The organism is Pseudomonas sp. FW300-N1A1, assembly GCF_058789115.1.
On sequence record NZ_JBYTBK010000002.1, the window covers coordinates 88074 to 104624 of the forward strand.

The 16551-nt window shown below is 60.0% G+C and carries 17 protein-coding genes; 11 read left to right on the forward strand and 6 right to left on the reverse strand.

Going from position 1 to position 16551, the window contains the following annotated elements:
* The first annotated feature begins 52 nt into the window (after positions 1 to 52).
* From uvrD to AC3WQN_RS02720, 4 genes are all read left to right on the forward strand, one after another.
* Positions 53 to 2236 (forward strand): DNA helicase II, encoded by a 2184-nt coding sequence (uvrD, locus tag AC3WQN_RS02705; protein ID WP_103398564.1) that lies wholly within the window; start codon positions 53 to 55, stop codon positions 2234 to 2236.
* 66 nt (positions 2237 to 2302) lie between these two features.
* Entirely contained in the window at positions 2303 to 2743 is a 441-nt protein-coding gene (locus tag AC3WQN_RS02710) for an EamA family transporter (protein ID WP_103398565.1), read from the forward strand.
* A gap of 178 nt (positions 2744 to 2921) precedes the next feature.
* A complete protein-coding gene (locus AC3WQN_RS02715) occupies positions 2922 to 3797 on the forward strand; it encodes a Tim44 domain-containing protein (protein ID WP_103398566.1) in 876 nt (291 codons plus the stop codon).
* A gap of 136 nt (positions 3798 to 3933) precedes the next feature.
* Positions 3934 to 4341: an SMI1/KNR4 family protein gene (locus AC3WQN_RS02720; protein ID WP_095081169.1), complete on the forward strand. Its 408-nt coding sequence runs from the start codon at positions 3934 to 3936 to the stop codon at positions 4339 to 4341.
* 21 nt (positions 4342 to 4362) lie between these two features.
* Here AC3WQN_RS02720 and AC3WQN_RS02725 read toward each other — a convergent pair whose 3' ends face one another.
* On the reverse strand, positions 4363 to 6126 hold the full coding sequence (locus tag AC3WQN_RS02725; protein ID WP_103398567.1) for a cation:proton antiporter: 1764 nt from the start codon (positions 6124 to 6126) through the stop codon (positions 4363 to 4365).
* Positions 6127 to 6378: 252 nt separating this feature from the next.
* Between AC3WQN_RS02725 and AC3WQN_RS02730 the strand changes: the two genes are divergently transcribed.
* Positions 6379 to 6879: an acyl-CoA thioesterase gene (locus AC3WQN_RS02730; protein WP_095146261.1), complete on the forward strand. Its 501-nt coding sequence runs from the start codon at positions 6379 to 6381 to the stop codon at positions 6877 to 6879.
* Between the two features lie 117 nt (positions 6880 to 6996).
* Here the strand turns inward: AC3WQN_RS02730 and pdxY are convergent, their stop codons facing one another.
* A complete protein-coding gene (pdxY, locus tag AC3WQN_RS02735; protein WP_103398568.1) occupies positions 6997 to 7869 on the reverse strand; it encodes a pyridoxal kinase PdxY in 873 nt (290 codons plus the stop codon).
* Positions 7870 to 7983: 114 nt separating this feature from the next.
* On the opposite strand from pdxY, the gene AC3WQN_RS02740 reads away from it, so the two are divergent.
* Entirely contained in the window at positions 7984 to 8385 is a 402-nt protein-coding gene (locus AC3WQN_RS02740; RefSeq protein WP_103398569.1) for a DUF3301 domain-containing protein, read from the forward strand.
* 13 nt (positions 8386 to 8398) lie between these two features.
* Here the strand turns inward: AC3WQN_RS02740 and AC3WQN_RS02745 are convergent, their stop codons facing one another.
* The 3 genes from AC3WQN_RS02745 to zigA form a co-directional block, all read right to left on the reverse strand.
* Positions 8399 to 9370: a CobW family GTP-binding protein gene (locus AC3WQN_RS02745; protein WP_103398570.1), complete on the reverse strand. Its 972-nt coding sequence runs from the start codon at positions 9368 to 9370 to the stop codon at positions 8399 to 8401.
* 99 nt (positions 9371 to 9469) lie between these two features.
* Entirely contained in the window at positions 9470 to 10111 is a 642-nt protein-coding gene (locus tag AC3WQN_RS02750) for a DUF1826 domain-containing protein (protein ID WP_103398571.1), read from the reverse strand.
* Positions 10111 to 11301 (reverse strand): zinc metallochaperone GTPase ZigA, encoded by a 1191-nt coding sequence (gene zigA / locus AC3WQN_RS02755; RefSeq protein ID WP_103398572.1) that lies wholly within the window; start codon positions 11299 to 11301, stop codon positions 10111 to 10113. The genes AC3WQN_RS02750 and zigA overlap by 1 nt, the downstream gene beginning before the upstream one ends.
* A 134-nt stretch (positions 11302 to 11435) precedes the next feature.
* Here zigA and AC3WQN_RS02760 point away from each other — a divergent pair, with 134 nt between their 5' ends.
* From AC3WQN_RS02760 to AC3WQN_RS02775, 4 genes are all read left to right on the forward strand, one after another.
* Positions 11436 to 11813 (forward strand): glutamine synthetase, encoded by a 378-nt coding sequence (locus AC3WQN_RS02760; RefSeq protein ID WP_103398573.1) that lies wholly within the window; start codon positions 11436 to 11438, stop codon positions 11811 to 11813.
* A gap of 89 nt (positions 11814 to 11902) precedes the next feature.
* A complete protein-coding gene (gene folE2 / locus AC3WQN_RS02765) occupies positions 11903 to 12799 on the forward strand; it encodes a GTP cyclohydrolase FolE2 (protein WP_103398574.1) in 897 nt (298 codons plus the stop codon).
* Positions 12796 to 13356 carry a gamma carbonic anhydrase family protein gene (locus tag AC3WQN_RS02770; RefSeq protein WP_103398575.1) on the forward strand — a complete coding sequence of 187 codons (561 nt, stop codon included), beginning with the start codon at positions 12796 to 12798 and terminating at the stop codon, positions 13354 to 13356. Before folE2 ends, AC3WQN_RS02770 begins: the two co-directional genes overlap by 4 nt.
* A 167-nt stretch (positions 13357 to 13523) precedes the next feature.
* Entirely contained in the window at positions 13524 to 14435 is a 912-nt protein-coding gene (locus tag AC3WQN_RS02775) for a His/Gly/Thr/Pro-type tRNA ligase C-terminal domain-containing protein (RefSeq protein ID WP_103398576.1), read from the forward strand.
* Between the two features lie 23 nt (positions 14436 to 14458).
* Here the strand turns inward: AC3WQN_RS02775 and AC3WQN_RS02780 are convergent, their stop codons facing one another.
* Positions 14459 to 14980, reverse strand: a complete 522-nt coding sequence (locus AC3WQN_RS02780) for a DUF3617 domain-containing protein (RefSeq protein WP_103398577.1) — start codon at positions 14978 to 14980, stop codon at positions 14459 to 14461.
* Positions 14981 to 15111: 131 nt separating this feature from the next.
* Between AC3WQN_RS02780 and cls the strand changes: the two genes are divergently transcribed.
* A complete protein-coding gene (gene cls, locus AC3WQN_RS02785) occupies positions 15112 to 16551 on the forward strand; it encodes a cardiolipin synthase (RefSeq protein WP_103398578.1) in 1440 nt (479 codons plus the stop codon).

Below are 16551 nucleotides of genomic sequence, written 5' to 3' on the forward strand. Positions count from 1 at the left end.
TTAATGCAACGCTCGGTTTGCCCGGTGTGGCGCAGCACCCTAGAATGCGCTGATGCGCGATGATCTCTCCCTTCTGCTGAACTCCCTCAACGATGCCCAACGCCAGGCCGTAGCTGCCTCCGTGGGTCGTCAGTTGGTCCTGGCCGGTGCTGGTTCCGGTAAAACCCGTGTGCTGGTGCACCGTATCGCCTGGTTGATCCAGGTCGAAAACGCCTCGCCACACTCAATCCTGTCGGTGACTTTCACCAACAAGGCCGCTGCCGAGATGCGCCACCGCATCGAGCAGTTGATGGGTATCAACCCGGCCGGCATGTGGGTCGGCACCTTCCACGGCCTGGCGCACCGCCTGTTGCGGGCACACTGGCAGGAAGCCGGCCTGAGCCAGACCTTCCAGATCCTCGACAGCGACGACCAGCAACGCTTGGTCAAACGGGTGATCCGCGAACTGGGACTGGACGAGCAACGCTGGCCGGCCCGTCAGGCCCAGTGGTTCATCAACGGGCAGAAAGACGAAGGTCTGCGCCCACAACACATTCAAGCCAGCGGCGATCTGTACCTGGCCACCATGCGCAGCATCTATGAGGCCTACGAGGCCGCGTGCCTGCGCGCGGGCGTCATCGACTTCTCCGAACTGCTGCTGCGCGCCCTCGACCTGTGGCGCGACCACCCGGGCCTGTTGGCGCATTATCAAAAGCGCTTCCGCCACGTACTGGTCGACGAGTTCCAGGACACCAACGCCGTGCAGTACGCCTGGTTGCGATTGCTGGCCAAAGGCGGCGACAGCCTGATGGTGGTGGGTGACGACGACCAGTCGATCTACGGCTGGCGCGGCGCGAAAATCGAGAACATTCATCAGTATTCGGCCGACTTCCCGGACGCGGAAGTCATCCGCCTGGAACAGAACTACCGCTCCACCGCCGGGATTCTCAAGGCCGCCAACGCCTTGATCGCCAATAACACCGGGCGCCTGGGCAAAGAGCTGTGGACCGACGGTGGCGAAGGCGAAGCCATCAATCTCTACGCTGCGTTCAACGAACATGACGAAGCACGCTACGTGGTGGAAACCATCGAAAGCGCGTTGAAAACCGGCATGGCCCGCAGCGATATCGCGATTTTGTACCGCTCCAACGCCCAATCACGGGTTTTGGAAGAAGCGCTGCTGCGCGAGCGCATTCCGTACCGCATCTATGGTGGCCAACGCTTCTTCGAGCGGGCGGAGATCAAGAACGCCATGGCGTACCTGCGCTTGCTCGAAGGGCGCGGCAATGATGCGGCACTGGAGCGGGTGATCAACGTTCCGGCCCGTGGCATTGGCGAAAAAACCGTCGAGGCCATCCGTGACCACGCCCGCCACAGCGATGTGTCGATGTGGGAAGCCATGCGCCAGTTGATCGCCAACAAGGGCCTCACCGGTCGCGCGGCCGGTGCCTTGGGCGCGTTCATCGAGTTGATCGAGAACCTGGCGGCCAAGACCAGCGAAATGCCCCTGCACCTGATGACCCAAACGGTCATCGAGCAGTCCGGCCTGATTGCCTACCACGAAGCGGAAAAAGGCGAGAAAGGCCAGGCACGGGTAGAAAACCTTGAGGAACTGGTCAGCGCGGCGCGCAACTTTGAAAGCGCCGAAGAAGACGAAGACCTGACGCCATTGGCCGCCTTCCTCGGCCATGCCTCACTGGAAGCCGGCGACACCCAGGCCGACGAGCATGAAGACAGCATCCAACTGATGACCTTGCACAGCGCCAAGGGCCTGGAATTCCCTTACGTGTTCCTGGTGGGCATGGAAGAAGGCCTGTTCCCGCACAAGATGAGCCTGGAAGAGCCCGGCCGCCTTGAAGAGGAGCGTCGCCTGGCCTATGTGGGCATCACTCGCGCCATGCAAAACCTGGTGATGACCTACGCTGAAACCCGACGCTTGTATGGCAGCGAGACCTACAACAAGGTGTCGCGCTTCGTCCGCGAAGTGCCGAAGGGCCTGATCCAGGAAGTGCGGCTGTCCAACAGCGTCAGCCGTCCGTTTGGCGGTGGCCAGAAGCAGAGCTCGAGCAGTCTGTTCGCGGGTACGGAAATTCCGGAAACCGCGTTCAGCCTCGGCCAGCAAGTCCAGCATGCGGTCTTCGGCGAAGGGGTTATTCTCAACTTTGAAGGCGCCGGCGCGCAGGCCCGGGTGCAAGTGAACTTCAGCGAAGGCAGCAAATGGCTGATGCTCGGCTACGCCAAGCTGGAAGCGGTCTAGTCCTGCATGACTGATCGTTCCCGCGCTCTGGCCGGGAACGATCAACCCCAGTAGAAGGCACAAGACATGGGCTCGGGCTTCTTTTCTTCCTGGACATTCTGGGCCCTGTTATCGGCGGTGTTTGCCGCCCTGACCGCGATTTTCGCCAAAGTAGGCATCGAGAACGTCAACTCCGACTTCGCGACACTACTGCGCACCGTGGTGGTCCTGGTCAGCCTGGCCTTGATTTTGTACGCCACGGGCCAATATCAGTCCCTGGGATCGATATCCGCCAAAAGCTACCTGTTTCTCCTGCTGTCCGGGCTGGCAACCGGTGCTTCGTGGATATGCTACTTCCGGGCGCTGAAACTCGGACCCGCCGCGCTGGTAGCCCCGGTGGACAAGCTCAGCGTCGTGCTGGTGGCGGTACTGGGCGTGATCCTGCTGGGCGAGAAGCTCGACCTGCGCCAATGGGGTGCAATCGGCCTGATTACTACAGGCGTGGTCCTGTTGGTGTTAAGACGCTGAGCGACTTTCCTGCTGAACCAAACCAATTGTCCTACGGACAAAAGTACATACACCGTCTCATGCCGACGGGGCTGAATGTAGCCTGTCAGGCAAAAGCCCGAAACACTCTGCCGCTAGCCAGTAACACTTCACCTGTGCAACATGGCGCGCGTGCCATCCACAAATGGGAATTCCCTTTATGAAACGTTTTCTTAGCATCGCCATGGCGTTGTGCATCGGCCTGACGATGAGCCTGGACGCCAACGCCAAGCGCTTTGGTGGCGGCAAAAGCTCCGGCGCTGCGCCGACGCACCAGACCAGCCAAATGGCTCCTTCTTCTCCTGGCGTGGGCGGCGCAGCCGCGACTGCCGGCGCGGCCGGTGCCGCTGGCGCTGCCGCCAAGGCCGGCGGTGCTTCGCGCTGGCTCGGCCCTCTGGCCGGTATCGCGGCAGGTGGCCTGCTGGCCTCCATGTTCATGGGTGGTGGCTTCGAGGGCATGCAGATCCTCGACATCCTGATCATGGCCGTCCTGGCCTTCGTTATCTTCCGTTTCATCGCCGCTCGTCGCCGCAAGCAACAAGCGCACATGGCCCCTGCCGGCCACGCGCCAATGCAGCGTGAAGCTTTCGAACAGAAGCCATCCATGGGGTCGATCTTCGGTGGTTCGGCTGCACCTGCTGCCGCTCGTCCGGTGATCAACGCTCCTGCCTGGTTCAACGAAGAGCGCTTCATTGAAGCGGCGCGCAACCACTTCCAGTCCCTGCAGCAGCACTGGGACGCCAACGAAATGGACAAGATCAGCGAGTTCGTGACCCCGCAATTGCTGGAGTTCCTCAAGCGCGAGCGTGCTGACCTGGGTGACGGCTTCCAGTCGACCTACATCGACAACCTCACCGTTCAGCTGGACGGCGTGGATGATCGTGCCGACAAGACCATCGCCACCCTGACATTCAGCGGCGTGTCGAAAACCTCGCGTTTCGACCAGGGCGAAGTGTTCAGCGAAAGCTGGAACATGGAACGTCCGCAAGGCGAGAACCAGCCTTGGCTGGTGGCCGGTATCCGCCAGAACGGCTAATACCCTCCCGCGGTTGCCTGCAGCACATAAAACCCCAGCCTCGGCTGGGGTTTTCTATTTCGCGGTTGCATCTATAGCAAGCTACTGTATAAACCGGCCCAACCAAACCGCGCCAATGAGCAAGAGGATCCCGGACGTGGAAGAAATCATCGAACAACTGCGTGAAGCCAACGAACCGGTACCGGTGCCCTTGGAATTGCCTGACGAAGACCTGCTGGTGGAAATCGAAGAACAGCTGTTCATCGACATCCCGTTTGTCTTCAGAGAATTCCTGCTGACGGTCAGTGACGTGGTTTACGGCAGCCTGGAGCCGGTGACCGTCACCGACCCGCAATCCCACACCTACCTGCCGGACGTTGCCGCCAACGCCTGGGACGCGGGCGTGGAGCGCAGCCTGATCCCGATCTGCCAGGATGGCGACAACTACTACTGCGTCGAAGAAGACGGCACCGTAGTGCTGTGGCTGGCCGAAGAAGAACTGCTCGCCGAAGAAACCTGGGAATCGGTGTGGCACTGGGCGCGGGACGTCTGGCTGGAGAGCTGATTGGCCGGACGCCCTGCTTGATCAATGCCCGGACGAATCCTTGTGGTTGTCCAGGGTTTCCAGCAGGGCGATCTGCATCCGCGTGTGCACACGGATGAACCAACGCCACAGCAACGCGGCCACCGCAGCGGCCACGACAGCAACCAGCACCAGCAACTTGTTGGTCGGCAAAATACTGGCCGACAAGGCTGCCAGCAGCAGGAAGATCACCAGCAGCGAGAGAATCGGGATCACTTCGGCGATCACCCGACGCACTCGCTGAGTGTGGCGGCCGGCCATCTCCGGCTTCACCCCCATTTCCGCCAGCATCATCGAGAGCGCCTTGAGCTTGCGGTATGCCGCAATCAGGAACGGCAGCGACAACAGCAACGCGCCCCCCCAGACCAACGCTTTCTGCCAGCTCGGGTCGCTGATCCAGTCTTGCAGGTAAGCGGACATGCGCTCGGCGAAAAAGGCCCCTGACAAAAAGATCGCCACCACCAGCGCCAAATTGACCCCCACCTGCAACAGAATCCGCCGGATCATCGATGCCAGCAGCGCACCCTCGCCCTGGGGCTGGATACTGCGCAACCATTCGCCATACATCCCCAGCACACGGCCCAGACGTTGCGGTATGACAGCTGCGAGCCTGATCGACAACGGGTCGGCTGCCCTAATCAGGTAGGGCGTCATCAAGGTGGTGATCACCGAGACGGCAACGGCAACCGGGTAGAGAAAGTGACTGGTCACCTGCAGGGTCATGCCCAGCGCCGCGATGATGAACGAGAACTCGCCAATTTGTGACAGGCCCATGCCGACCCGCAGTGAAGTACGTCCGTCATTACCGGCGATAAAGGCCCCAAGGCCACAGGACAGTATCTTGCCGAGCACAACCGCCACGGTGATCACCACAATCGGCCAGGCATACTGCAGGAGGATGGCCGGGTCGAGCATGAGGCCGATGGCAACAAAGAAGATCGCACTGAACAGGTCGCGAACCGGCTCGATCAGACGTTCGATTTTCAGCAGTTGCCGGGACTCGGCCATGATCGCGCCAATCAGGAACGCACCGAGCACCATGCTGTATTCGAGCTTGACCACCAGCAGGCAAAAACCAAAGCACAGGCCCAGTACAGTGATCAACAGCATTTCGTTGCTGTCGAAGCTGTCCACGTAAGCCAGCAGGCGCGGCACCAGCAGAATCCCGATCACCAAGGCCACGACCATGAACAATGAGAGTTTACCAACGGTGGAAAACACCTCGCCCGAACTCACGGTGCCACTGACCGCGATGCTCGATAACAAGGCAATGATGCCGATGCCGAGTATGTCCTCGACGATCAGCACACCAAAAATCAGTTGGGCAAAGCGCTGGTTTTTCATCTTCAGGTCATTCAGCGCCTTGACGATGATGGTGGTCGAGGAAATCGCCAGAATCGCGCCGAGGAACAGCGAATCCATGGTGTTCCAGTCGAACCAGCGGCCAATTTCGTAACCGATCCAGATCATCAGCACGATTTCCAGAAAGGCGGCAATGAACGCGGTCGCGCCGACCTTGAACAGCTTGCGCAGGCTGAACTCCAGGCCAAGGCAGAACATCAGGAAAATCACCCCGAGCTCGGCCAGGGTCTTGATGGTGTCTTCGTCGTGAATGAACCCGAACGGCGGAGTGTGCGGACCGATGATGAAACCCGCGACGATATAGCCCAGGACCACCGGTTGTTTGAGCCGATGAAACAGTACGGTCACCACGCCCGCCACCAACATGATCACTGCCAAATCCTGAATGAAACTGACGGCATGCATGGCGAAGGCTCCTTGATGACGGGCGACTAAAGCCGTTTCGTGATGACCGGATCGCGAGAAAAGGCCCTTTGAGCGGGCTTTTGCAGCGTAACACCGCGACTTCTGGCAGAAAGGCGGTGCAATATATGGAAACAGATGGATTTGGGCGTGACGGCCAGCACTGGCGCGGCGTCCCGTTAAGGATGGTTTGAAAACTGTTCAAGTGCCCGTAGAGGCGCTCCCGTAATCCCTGCCTAGAACCGTGAGTGTGCTATGGAACCCGGAACCGCCCAACTGTCGATGACGGTATTGATGACCCCCGACATGGCCAACTTCTCTGGCAATGTCCACGGTGGCACCCTGCTCAAATACCTCGATGAAGTCGCCTATGCCTGCGCCAGCCGTTACGCCGGCCGTTATGTGGTGACCCTGTCGGTGGATCAGGTGATCTTCCGCGAGCCTATCCATGTCGGAGAGTTAGTGACCTTTCTGGCATCGGTCAACTACACCGGCAATACCTCGATGGAGGTGGGCATCAAAGTGGTGACCGAAAACATCCGCGAACGCTCGGTGCGCCACACCAACAGCTGTTTCTTCACCATGGTGGCGGTCGACGATCAGCGCAAACCCGCGCAAGTCCCCCCCCTGCAACCGCAAAACAGTGAAGACAAACGCCGGTTTGTCCAGGGCAGGCAGCGCCGCCAGATACGACAAGAGATGGAACTGCGTTATCGAGAAATAAAAGCCGACGCTTTAGCCGCATCTTCAGAATAACGTCGCTCTTCAGGCAGTCTTCGCGGGAAAACCCGTTCCAACTGTGGATTTCTGTGTTGCGCGACACATGTGTGCATCACAGAAACCCTAGGGAAGCGGATTTTCCCAGGATTGTCCTTAAAAGCTGATCGCCGTCGCCTCGAACTTCACTCGAGGGTGGGCAATGCGGTCCTGGGCCCGCACCAGTTCCAGCTCGTAGCTGGCGCAGGCCTGGGTCTCCAGCAGCACTTCATGCACCGCGGACGCCGCGAACTCAAACGCGGCGACCAGGCTATCGCCCAGCAGCACACGGGCCAGGAACAGACCCGACGTCAGGTCACCCACACCCACCGGCTGCCTCGGAAACGCCAACAACGGGCGACGCAGGTGCCAACTGCCTTCGGCCGACACCAACAACATCTCGAAGCTGTCCGACAATTTACCGGGGTAGTCCAGATGCTTGACCAGTACCGCCTTCGGGCCACGGGCCAGCAGCGCACGCGCCATCGCCAGGCAATCGAACAACGACTGTGGTTTGCGCCCGGAAAAGCTGTCCAGCTCAAGCTGGTTCGGGCACATGAAATCCGCCACGGCGGCCGCTTCATCCAACAGGAAGTCGCTGACCTCTGCAAGCACGATGCAGCCCTTCTCCGCATGCCCCATCACCGGATCGCACAGGTACAACGCATGGGGGTTGATGGCCTTGATCCGCGCCACACCGCTGAGGATCGCCCGCCCTTGTGCCGCGCTGCCCAGGTAACCCGACAATACCCCATCGCAGTTGCCCAGCTCGCCAATGGCGGCAATCCCCTCCACCAGTTCCGGAATCTGCTGTGGCGCCAGTATTTCACCGGTCCACTGGCCATACTGGGTGTGGTTGGAGAACTGCACCGTGTTGAGCGGCCAGACATTCACCCCGACCCGCTGCATCGGGAATACCGCGGCGCTATTGCCGGCGTGGCCAAAAACCACATGGGACTGGATGGCGAGCAGATGAGGTGTACGTTTCATGCGGGATTTCCGTAAACCGATTGAAATTCGAGCCGCGCAGTATGCGACTAAACGCAGCCTGTACGACAGACCAATGTCGCAGTTAAGCTGACGCTAATTAGTGGAGTTCTGTTGATGCTGACCCTGGGAAATATCTTCGTGCTGATGCTGCTGGCGACCGGTGCCGCGTGGCTGTGGCACAACCACGGCTTGCGCGAGCGGGCCCTGGAACGGGTCAAGCGGCATTGCAGCAAACTCGACATCGAATTGCTCGATGGCAATGTTGCGTTGAAAAAGATTGGTTTGGTCAAGGATGCCAATGGGCGACGACGCCTGGCCCGGGTGTACAACTTTGAGTTCACCGTGACGGGTGAAACCCGCCATTGCGGCACCATCACCCAGTTCGGTGCCCATAGCGCGCAAATCGAACTGGCACCCTACCCGGTTCCGTTCGAAGAAAAACCGGAGCCGCCCATCAGTGCCGAGGTCATCGAGCTGAGCCAGTGGCGCCAGGACCACAACAAGTGGCGTAACTGACGCCTGCACTGCATTACTCGGAGCTCACCCGACAGCTGGCCAAGCTCTCCTGCAGGCCGTTGACGTCCTGCGGTGCCTCGAAAATCAATTCAAGGCGCGAATCCTGGCGCCATTCACTGGGCTTCCACAGCAGCGCTGCGTTATCCAGTGCATTGGCTGAAACCCAGCCCTCGTCGCTGTGGATAACCAGCTTGGCCCGACGCCAATTCAATGCCTGCAGGCATGCCTGGACCCGTTCGAGATCGAACCTCTGGCCCGGATGCCAGCGCCAGCCGATGCTCCAGCCACCGTCCTGCTGCTGACTCAGGCAAATCGGCTGTGCCGGATCCGTCCAGACCGCCGGCATCTGCCCTAGGCCGTTGGGTACAGGGACGTTATCCACACCGGTAGTCGCCCGGCTCCCCACACCCGGCAGCTCACTCAACGCCAACTGCCCCTGCTGCGTCCACAGCATCGGGCGCTGGGGCAACTGGCCGACGATCCGTTGGCGATCGCCCTGGCTGAGCGACTCCGCCTTGTTCAACAGCAATAATCCAACGCTCGGCAGTGCGTCCTGCTGCGCGGGTGGCAATGGCTTGCCAGCGGCCAGCGCCTGGGCATCGAGCACCAGGATGCATGGCTGGACCGCCAGTACACCCTGCCACGGCGCTTGGCTCAACTGCCTGAGCAACTGCGCCGGATGCCCCAGCCCGGAGGGTTCGATAAACAAGCGATCCGGCCGTGACTGACGCAGCAACCGCCCAAGGCCGACCTGGAACGGCGCACCGTTGACACAACACAAGCAACCGCCGGCCACTTCACCCAGGGCGATACCGTCGGCGCCCGTGCTCAACAGCGCGGCATCGAGTCCAATCTGGCCGAACTCGTTGATCAACACCGCCCAGCGCTCTGTTTCCGGACGCTGTGCCAGCAGGTGCTTGATCAGGCTGGTCTTGCCAGCCCCCAAGGGACCGGCAATGACATGAGTGGGAATGTTCTGCAGCATGGTTGGCGTTTTCACAACAGAGGGAGCGTCACAAGAGAATGACACCAATATGCCTGAGCCCCTGGCGATTCACTATCAAGACCTCGCTCACACCCTGGCTCAGGCGAGCCAGTCGAGCGTCAGGATCAAGCGGCGCTCACCGGGAGCCGGTTGCGGCGACCGGTGGATCAGCCCAAAACCTTCATTTCCCTGCCACTTCTCGCCCTTGAGCAACGCCACTTCGCCACACAGCATTTGCTGGTAATCCTCGGGCTCGGCCTGGGCGTTACCCAGTTGCTTGCGACTCATCACGCCCTCCTTGAGCCACTGGCTGCCGACGCCGGCGTATGTGGTGATCAGCCGAACCGGCACGTGATCGACGTGGAAGCGCGGGCACATGGCTTTATCCAGCACCCGCACACGCACTCCGATGCGCCGGGCCCCGAGCAAACAGGCAAACGCGCTGACCAGCCATGAGACATCGGCGATAAAGCCTGTGTAGCCCTCAAGATCACTGAAGCAGGCCGCCAGACTGCGCAGGTCAGGCTCCTCCTCGTCCGTCGCCAACTCCACCACCGGCGACTCGGCCAGCGGTGGGTTCCGAGATAACACCAGTGCGCCGAAATCAGCGATATGGACCGGCAACCGGCGCTGCCAGAGGGCAAGGTTGGTATCGTCTTCGAGTATGTGCGTGAGGATTTCAGGGGAGCTGCCCGCTACCTGACGGATCATCGGGCCAGCCTTGAACACCGACGCCAGCATCACGCGGCCTCCTCGTCGAACCAGGGACCAAACGGATCGGCCATCAGCCGCCACCCCTCAACGCCCAGCGCCATTTCGTCATCGCTGAGCAGGCACTCATCAAGGTCCGCCGTAAGCCGGGGAAAATCGACATTCTGACCGATGAACACCAGTTCCTGACGACAATCTCCGGTTGCGGCCGTCCAGTTCTCCATGATCGCTGCGGTGCTCTCCTGATCCTGTGGCCACTGGGTTTTCGGCACAAACCGCCACCAGCGGCCGGCGAACCCGTGACGCATCAAACCACCGGCCTGGGACCAGCTACCGGCGTCCTGGTGTTTGCTGGCCAGCCAGAAAAAACCCTTGGAGCGCAGCAGTTTTCCGTTCACCCAAGGGCGGTTGATGAAGCTGAAAAAACGCTGGGGGTGAAAAGGCCGGCGTGCCCGGTATGCCGTTGAGGCGATGCCGTATTCGGTGGTTTCCGGCACATGTTCGCCGCGCAGTTCCGTCAACCAGCCTGGGGCCTGAGCGGCCCGCTCAAAGTCGAAGCGGCCCGTGTTGAGGATCTTGTTCAGTGGCACCTCGCCCATCACCATCGGGATAATCTGCGCCTGTGAGTTGAGGCGTTCGAGGATCGCCATCAACTCCTCCCGGTCGGCGCTGCTGATCAGCAGCACGTCGGCGAATTCGATCTGCTCGATCAGCAAGTCGGTGATCGAACGCTCATCCTCGTCACCCAGGGTTTCCCCGCGCGAGGCCAGGCTTTCGGCCGCCTGGTAGTCGACCAGGAAGTTCATGCCATCGACCACAGTGACCATGGTGTCGAGCCGTGCGATGTCGGCCAGGCTTTGCCCCTGGTCATCACGAAAGGTGAAGGTTTCCGCCACCGGCAACGGCTCGGAAATGCCGGTGGACTCGATCAGCAAGTAATCAAAGCGACCATCCCGGGCCAGCTTGCCAACCTCTTCGAGCAGGTCTTCGCGCAGCGTGCAGCAGATGCAGCCATTACTCATCTCGACCAGTTTTTCTTCGGCACGATTCAGGCTGACATCCCGCTGAACCTCACTGCCGTCGATGTTGATTTCACTCATGTCATTGACGATCACCGCCACCCGAAGGTTGTCGCGGTTACGCAAAACGTAGTTCAGCAGGGTACTTTTTCCGGCACCGAGAAAGCCGGAGAGCACGGTAACGGGGAGACGATTGGGCATCAGGTGTTCCTCATCAGGAGCGGCCAGTCTAGCGAGTCATGTTATAGTATAACAATGCAAATACGCCAATCCTCCCCTTGCCCCCCAGCGATGAAGGGCGCAATCCTGGCCCTGTTCCTACCTGGAGAAACCCGATGTACATCGCGTTCAAGTGCACACTGCTGAGCCTTGCCCTCATGCTCACGACCAACGCCTTCGCCCAGGCCCCTGACCTGGCCACCTGCACACGCAGTGCCAATCTGCTGGCCTGTATGGACCGGGACGGTAATGCCTACAGCGTCGCCACGGCGGGCAACACGACCTATATGCGGGGGTTTGAAGTCAGCGGTAAACGCCATTGGGTGCAGACCAGCAGCCGCTACGGGCAACTGACCTTCTTCACCGGGCTGGCGTCCGACGGCGAAGCCTGGGTCGGCTACAGCCGCCGTGTCGGCTGGACCACCCTTAATCGGTTTTCCAGCTCCGGCGGATCCAGCGGCAAATTTACCTGTAACCGGCTCACGGGCTGCTAGATCGGGCTGCTTGCGAGCTCGAAAAAACTATCGTCGATTCAAATGTTATTATATAACATGACAAATCATTTCCAACGATGGACCTGCCCATGAATGCGCTGACTCTGCCGGATATCGCCGCGCAGGCCTCACGCCAAGCCTTGCCACTCGACTGGGTGGGCATGTGCGGTATTGCTCTTCCCGTGGTGCTCGATGGCCAGCGCGTGAGCGCAAAAGCCGATGCGGGTGTCAGTCTTGATGACGACGAAGCCCGTGGCATTCATATGTCGCGCCTGTATCTGGCGCTGGACATGCTTGAGCAAGAGCGCCTCACTCCGGCGCTAATGCGCGGCGTGCTGCAACGTTTTCTCGACAGCCATGCGGGCTTATCCACTTCGGCTTACCTGCGCATTCACGCCGATCTGCTGCTCAAACGTCCCGCCTTGATCAGCCCGTTGGCCGGCTGGAAAAGCTATCCGATCAGCATTGAAGCGCGGTTGGAAAACCAAGTGTTCCACGTGGAACTGAATATTGAGGTGACCTATTCGTCCACCTGCCCCTGTTCGGCAGCGCTTTCACGGCAACTGATTCAGCAGCAGTTTGTCGATGACTTTGCCAATAAGCCGTTGCAGCACACCGACGTTCTGGCCTGGCTCGGCTCTTCCAGCGGCATCCTTGCAACCCCCCACAGCCAACGCAGCAGCGCACAGTTGCAATTGTGCCTGGATGACTACCTGGATGACCTGCCACTGATAGCGGCGATCAACGACGCCGAAGCGGCACTGGGAACCGCCGTTCAAACGGCGGTAAAGCGCGCAGACGAACAGGCGTTTGCCCTGGCCAATGGCCAAAACCTGATGTTCTGCGAAGACGCCGCACGCCGTCTGAATCGGGCGTTAAAACGCTCTCCTGGCATCAAGTCGTTCCGTCTACGGGTCGTGCACGCTGAAAGTCTTCACGCTCACGATGCGGTGGCAGAGAGTCACTGGAACGGAGAGACCGCATGATTCGCAAGAACCCCTCCGGCGACTTGCCGTGGATTGCCGAGTCGGCCTATGTCGATAAAACCGCGATCATTTGCGGCAAAGTGGTGATCGGAGAAAACGTATTCGTCGGCCCCTATGCGGTGATCCGCGCCGATGAAGTCGACGACTCGGGGCAGATGGAGCCAATCACCATCGGCGCCAATTCGAACATTCAGGATGGCGTGGTAATCCACTCCAAATCCGGAGCGGCGGTGACCATCGGTGAGTACAGCTCGATAGCCCACCGCTCCATCGTCCATGGCCCGTGCACTGTCGGCGATCGGGTGTTCATCGGCTTCAACAGCGTGCTGTTCAACTGCGTGGTGGGCGATGGTTGCGTGGTGCGGCACAATTCGGTGGTGGATGGGCGGGACTTGCCGAGTGACTTCTACGTCCCCTCCACCACCCGCATCGGCCCCGGTACCGACTTGTCCAGGTTCCCGTCAGTCAGTGTCAGCGCCTCGGAGTTTTCCGAAGACGTCGCGCGCACCAACGTCGATCTGGTGCGCGGATACAAAGCCCTGCAGAACGAATTCTGAGCATGCATGAACAGTGCGTTGAGTGATTGTCGATTCTCGCTCAGTACAACGAGGGTATCGGGACACATTGCCAGATACACCGAACGTCTTAATGACAGATGTCAGCGTTTGCCATTACGGTTTATGCGTTAAATCCCGTTATGCGTGCAACACAAGGATCGCTGACGATGATTCACATCACTTTGCCTGACGGCTCACGGCGCGAGTACGACCAAGCGCTTTCCATTTTCGAAATCGCCGCGAGCATCAGTCTCGGCCTGGCCAAAGCCGCTGTGGCCGGACGGGTGAATGGCTCGCTGGTCGATTGTGGATTTCTGATTTCTCGTGACACGCGGGTCAGCATCGTCACGGTGCGTGAACCGGATGGACTGGAAATCCTGCGCCGCTCGTGCGCACTGTTGCTGGCGATGACGATCAGGCAGCTTTATCCCCATGCACAGGTACTAGACGGCGCAGTGGTCGGTGATGGCTTCTACTGCGAGCTTGCCCATGAGCACGCGTTATCTGCCTATGACCTGCAAAACATCGAAACCCGCATGCACATCCTGGCAGCGACCAACCATTCCATGTCTCACCTGCTGTCGCGGTACCCATCGAACCCCCTCAGGCTGAGTGAAGGGCCGCACGTGCCCTCGACCAGCGTGATTCAGGCGTTCACCCTCAACCACCTCGGCGGTACATCACGGCAACGAATTTATGGCGTGTGCTGGGCCAGCCCGCATGAGCTCGATGAATGGCGGGCACCGCAACACGTCATGGTGATGAACATTGACGAGCGCCAGACCGACTACGCGCAAGCCGTCACCGACGCGCTGCGTCGTGCCGGATTGCGTGCCAACTCCGACGTACGCAACGAGCACATCAGCAGCAAGATTCGTCTGCACCGCCAGCAGGCAGTGCCCTATCTGTTAGTGATCGGAGACAAGGAACTGGACGGTGGATTTGTCAGCTTGCGCAGCAGCGTGGGGGAGGATCTGGGGCAGATGAGCGTCGAGGCGGTGTGCGAGCGATTGCGATTGGGGGTGGGCCATGACCAGGCCTTCGCTGACGAGCCCGTGCCTGCAACTTCGATCGAGTAGGCACGGGCTCGCCAGCGAAGCATTCAGGCGCGAGGTTTGATGGTTCCGCAATCCTGCCCCAACCACACGGCGCGAGTGTCCATGCTGCCCGTTTGCTGGATGCCGGTCGCGTTGAAGGTACCGTTGACGGTGGTGTTGAACTCTCGGTCGTTAAGGAAGGTAGCAACGCCGGCGCCCTGGGCTTTCGGGCAACTGAAGCGGAATTTCCACTGGTTGCCAGTGCGGTCGGTAATCTCCTGCTTACAACCCGACTGGGGATCTTGCAGCGGAATACTGTCGGTTTGAACCTGCGCCTGTGTCAGGCACACGCGTATACCTTTACCGCCCATGTTGATGCCCTGTTTCTCCAGCGCCGCCTTTTGTTCCGGGGTGATTTGATTGCCCAACTGGCTGAGGATCAGTTGCAGATCCGGCAGGTTCTGGTTATCGACCTTCATGTTGCTTGATGTCAGCTCCCACAAGCCCGGCTGCAGCATCTGCGCCTGAGCAGCCAACGGTAGTGACAATCCAGCAGCCATGGCCAAACCCAGCAGACGTACGTTCATCGAGTAACTCCCGTTCATTAATGGCCGTTAGACGTCGCCAAGCGACTTCGGTTGCATGCTCAATTAAATAGCGACATTCGTCGTGGAACATGGTCTGTTAAGGGTTGAACTCTCAGGAGCAAGGTCGCCCCATGGATTTTTTTGGACCCCACCTTTTCGCTTACCTGATCGCGCTCATTCACTCCCTGGGCACGATCGCGGCCATTCATGCCGTACTGACCGTCAGGACGGCCCAAGGCTCGATCGCCTGGGCACTGTCGTTGGTGTTCATCCCTTACCTGACGCTCATCCCCTATCTGGTGTTCGGTCGCAGCACGTTCGACGCCTACATCAAGGCCCGCCGCCAGGCCAACGAAGAAATGCGCAAGGCCATCACCGACCTGAACTGGCGCCCGTGGATCGAGGAAGCGTTGACTGCCCGCGCCTCGAAAGCCTACACCTCATTGCGGGCGATGCCCAAACTGGGACGCATGCCGTGCCTGGCCAACAATCAACTGCGCCTGCTGATCAATGGCCAGGCCACCTTCGAGGCGATTTTCGAGGCCATCCGTCACGCACGCGAAGCGGTGTTGATTCAGTTCTTCATCATTCATGACGACCATCTGGGCCGACGCCTGCACACACTGCTGCTGGAGAAAGCCGCGCAAGGTGTGGCTGTCTACTTGCTCTACGACCGTGTTGGCAGCCACTCCCTGCCCCGCAGCTATGTGCAGGCATTGCGTGACGCGGGGGTGAACGTCGAGGCGTTCGCCACCCGCAGTGGCTGGCTCAACCGGTTCCAGGTCAACTTCCGCAACCACCGCAAGATCGTCGTGGTCGACGGCGTGCAGGGCTTCGTTGGCGGGCACAACGTCGGGGACGAATACATGGGCGCCAAGGCGCCGCTGTCACCCTGGCGCGACACGCACGTTGGCGTCTGCGGCCCGGTGGTGGCGTGCATGCAGGAGTCGTTTGCCGAAGACTGGTTCTGGGCAGCACGAGCGCTCCCGCCCCTGATCCTGCCGCAGAGCTATCCCGACGAGGGCGTACTCTGCCAATTGCTCGCCAGCGGCCCGGCCGACCCTTACGAAACCTGTTCGTTGTTTTTCGTCGAGGCCATCCATGCCGCGACCGAACGCGTGTGGATCACCAGTCCGTATTTCATTCCTGACGAAGCCGTGTTTGCCGCGCTGCGCCTGGCGGTGCTGCGCGGTGTCGATGTGCGGATTCTGCTGCCGTCACGACCGGATCACCGGATTGTCTACGCCGCTTCCAGTCTCTATGCCTTCGAAGCCGTTCGCGCGGGGGTCCGGGTGTACCGCTATCGCCCAGGTTTCCTGCATCAGAAAGTTGTGTTGATCGACAGCGAAATCAGCGCCATTGGCAGTGCCAATCTGGACAACCGTTCATTCAGGCTGAACTTCGAAGTGATGTTGCTAACCGTCGACAGCGTATTTGCCGGTGAAGTGGAGCGCATGCTCAACGATGACTTCGCCCTGGCCAGCGAGATCGACAAGGACGAAGGCCAGGAGACCCACCGCCTGCAACAGCTTGGCATGCGGGTCGCCCGGCTTATTTCACCGATACTTTAA

Excerpts from the sequence above, each read along its gene's own strand:
- cls (WP_103398578.1), top strand. The coding sequence starts at position 15,112 with ATGGATTTTTTTGGACCCCACCTTTTCGCTTACCTGATCGCGCTCATT.
- AC3WQN_RS02730 (WP_095146261.1), top strand. The coding sequence starts at position 6,379 with ATGGAACCCGGAACCGCCCAACTGTCGATGACGGTATTGATGACCCCC.
- uvrD (WP_103398564.1), top strand. The coding sequence starts at position 53 with ATGCGCGATGATCTCTCCCTTCTGCTGAACTCCCTCAACGATGCCCAA.
- AC3WQN_RS02745 (WP_103398570.1), bottom strand. The coding sequence starts at position 9,370 with ATGCTGCAGAACATTCCCACTCATGTCATTGCCGGTCCCTTGGGGGCT.
- AC3WQN_RS02710 (WP_103398565.1), top strand. The coding sequence starts at position 2,303 with ATGGGCTCGGGCTTCTTTTCTTCCTGGACATTCTGGGCCCTGTTATCG.
- AC3WQN_RS02725 (WP_103398567.1), bottom strand. The coding sequence starts at position 6,126 with ATGCATGCCGTCAGTTTCATTCAGGATTTGGCAGTGATCATGTTGGTG.
- AC3WQN_RS02715 (WP_103398566.1), top strand. The coding sequence starts at position 2,922 with ATGAAACGTTTTCTTAGCATCGCCATGGCGTTGTGCATCGGCCTGACG.
- zigA (WP_103398572.1), bottom strand. The coding sequence starts at position 11,301 with ATGCCCAATCGTCTCCCCGTTACCGTGCTCTCCGGCTTTCTCGGTGCC.
- AC3WQN_RS02740 (WP_103398569.1), top strand. The coding sequence starts at position 7,984 with ATGCTGACCCTGGGAAATATCTTCGTGCTGATGCTGCTGGCGACCGGT.
- AC3WQN_RS02770 (WP_103398575.1), top strand. The coding sequence starts at position 12,796 with ATGATTCGCAAGAACCCCTCCGGCGACTTGCCGTGGATTGCCGAGTCG.
- folE2 (WP_103398574.1), top strand. The coding sequence starts at position 11,903 with ATGAATGCGCTGACTCTGCCGGATATCGCCGCGCAGGCCTCACGCCAA.
- AC3WQN_RS02750 (WP_103398571.1), bottom strand. The coding sequence starts at position 10,111 with ATGCTGGCGTCGGTGTTCAAGGCTGGCCCGATGATCCGTCAGGTAGCG.
- pdxY (WP_103398568.1), bottom strand. The coding sequence starts at position 7,869 with ATGAAACGTACACCTCATCTGCTCGCCATCCAGTCCCATGTGGTTTTT.
- AC3WQN_RS02775 (WP_103398576.1), top strand. The coding sequence starts at position 13,524 with ATGATTCACATCACTTTGCCTGACGGCTCACGGCGCGAGTACGACCAA.
- AC3WQN_RS02780 (WP_103398577.1), bottom strand. The coding sequence starts at position 14,980 with ATGAACGTACGTCTGCTGGGTTTGGCCATGGCTGCTGGATTGTCACTA.
- AC3WQN_RS02760 (WP_103398573.1), top strand. The coding sequence starts at position 11,436 with ATGTACATCGCGTTCAAGTGCACACTGCTGAGCCTTGCCCTCATGCTC.